2 protein-coding genes are annotated in these 2313 nt (G+C 71.5%); both read left to right on the top strand.

Annotated features, from left to right (window positions below; all coding sequences use genetic code 11):
• The first annotated feature begins 492 nt into the window (after positions 1–492).
• On the top strand, positions 493–918 hold the full coding sequence (locus ACIHEI_RS04115) for a WXG100 family type VII secretion target (protein WP_387635577.1): 426 nt from the start codon (positions 493–495) through the stop codon (positions 916–918).
• Between the two features lie 3 nt (positions 919–921).
• A partial coding sequence (locus tag ACIHEI_RS04110) for a WXG100 family type VII secretion target (RefSeq protein ID WP_396605503.1) occupies positions 922–2313 on the top strand: 1392 nt, incomplete at its 3' end.

The raw sequence follows: 2313 nt of genomic DNA, 5'->3' as shown, positions 1-2313 counted from the left end.
GTGCATGAGGCGATGCCTTCGATGCCCGCCGAGACCGCGCGGTTGAAGTCGTCGGAGGGTGTGCCGTTGGGTGACACGGTCCCGGCGATGTCCGCCGAGGCAGGGCGGTTGAAGTCGAGTGGTACCCCGCTCCCGGAGGGGGTGCCGGCCACGCCCGGTGTGCCCCTTACGCCGGCGGCGGAGGCGGGGCAGCTGAAGTCGCATGGGACTCCGCTCCCGGAGGGGGTGCCGGCCACGCCCGGTGTGCCTCTGACGCCGGCGGCGGAGGCGGGGCAGCTGAAGTCGCATGGGACTCCGCTACAGCCGGGGGTGCCGGCCACTCCTGGTGAGCCCCTGACGCCGGCGGCGGAGGCGGGGCAGCTGAAGGAGCGCGGGACCCCGATTCAGGAGGGGGTGCCGCGGCAGTCGACCGATGCCGGGCAGCGGGCGGGCACGGCCAACGGCAGCAACGCGGGCTCGGACACGGGCAAGGGGGCCGGGCAGGGGTTCCAGGTGAACCCCGATCAGTACAAGGCGGCGGTCTCGCCGGTGCTCTCCGCGTCGGAGCAGATCGCGTCGCTGGCCTCCCGGATGACGTCGTACCTGCCCTCGATGGAGGGCCAGAACCCGTGGGGCAACGACGAGTCAGGCAAGAAGTTCGCCGAGGGTGAGAACGGTGAGAACAGCTACCTGGAGTACAGCCACAACACCCTGAAGACGCTTCAGAGCCTGGTCAAGGAGGTCCGCGACATCGCGGACGGCCTGAAGAAGATGGGCGAGAGCTACGACACCGCCGAAGAGGGCGCGACCAGCTCCTTCACCGGCATGGACGGCGGACAGGCTCCGATGCCGCAGTCGCCCGGTACGGCGCCGACCGCGCCGTCCCACGTCCGCCCGATGTTCACCCCCGGTACGACCGGCTCGACTGGAAGGCACTGACCCATGGCTGTCGAACTCCCGGAGCCCCTCCAGTGGGTGCTCCTGCTGCTCGCCGGCTGCCGGTGGCCGGAAGCAGACGAAGACCAGCTGCGTGACATGGCGGACGAGTGCCGCAAGGCGTCCGAGACGCTGCGGGACGCCACCCAGGGTGTGGACGCGGCGATCAAGCGTGCGCTGGAGGGCCAGCAGGGCGCAGCCGCCGACGGGCTGAACAAGTTCTGGGCCACCTACACCGTCGGCAAGGGCACCGAGGACGACCCGGGCCGGCTGACCGCGACCATCAACGCGCTCAGCGGCATGGGTGACATGCTGGAGAACATGGCCAACTCGGCCGAGACGGCGAAGATCCAGATTGTCGCCCAACTCGGCATTCTGGCATTCGAGTTGGCGACTGCTGAGGCGGAGGCTCCGGTCACCGCGGGTGCGTCGATGCTCCAGGTGCCCGGGTTCATCGCGGCGGCGCGGACGTTCGTCACCAAGACCCTGAAGACACTTGTGCTCGACTTGGCCAAGATGGCGGCCAAGCAGGCCGCCCAGATGGCCGCGATCAACCTGATGGCACAAGGCATCGAACTCGCCGAGGGCCACCGCAAGAGCATCGACTGGAAGGAAGTCGGCGACAACGCCAAGGGCGGCGCCATCGGCGGCGCCGCCGGTGGCCTGATCGGCAAGGGCCTGGGCGCTGCGGCCGGCAAGGTCGGCCTCGGCGCCGCCGCCAACTCGCTCGGCGGCAAGATGGCGATCGGCGCGGCCACCGGCGTCGGCGCGGACGCCGCCACCCAGTACCTCACCACCGGCAAGGTCGACACGTCCTCGCTGCTCGGCTCCGGCCTCTCCGGCGGTGCGGGCGTCGGCCTGCACCACGGTGCCGTCAAGATGAACACGCACGCCCCCGCGCCCAAGCCCGGCGACGCCCCGCACATCAACGGCCCCGTCGGCCCCGGCGAGGGCGGCCGCCAGGACGGCCCGCCGAAGTTCACCAAGCCGGATACCTCCTCGGGCGGCGACAGCTCCTACCACGGCCCGTCCGGCGACAGCGGAAGCTCCAACTCGGGCTCCAGCGGCTCGGGTTCGAGCTCCAGTGGTTCGGGCTCCAGTGGTTCGGGTTCGGGTTCGGGTGCGGGTTCGGGTAGGTCGAGTGGCTCGGGTTCGGGTGGCTCGACGGCCGGCGGCCTGTCCCCGTTCGGCTCCGGCCGCACCAGCGGCGACGCCCCGCCGTCCCACTCCGAGACGGGTGGTGGCCGGAGCCACGAGCAGGCTCCGCCGCCGTCGCACGAGCAGTCGGGTGGTGGGCGCACCCACGAGCAGGCTCCGCCGCCGGCGCATGAGCAGTCCGGTAGCGGCAGGAACAGCGCCGACGCTCCGCCGCCGTCGCACGAGCAGTCGGGTGGTGGG

Source organism: Kitasatospora sp. NPDC051984 (assembly GCF_044593455.1).
GTDB lineage: Bacteria > Actinomycetota > Actinomycetes > Streptomycetales > Streptomycetaceae > Kitasatospora.
The sequence above is the reverse complement of the archived record's forward strand: the minus strand, read 5'-3'. Positions and strand labels throughout refer to the sequence as shown.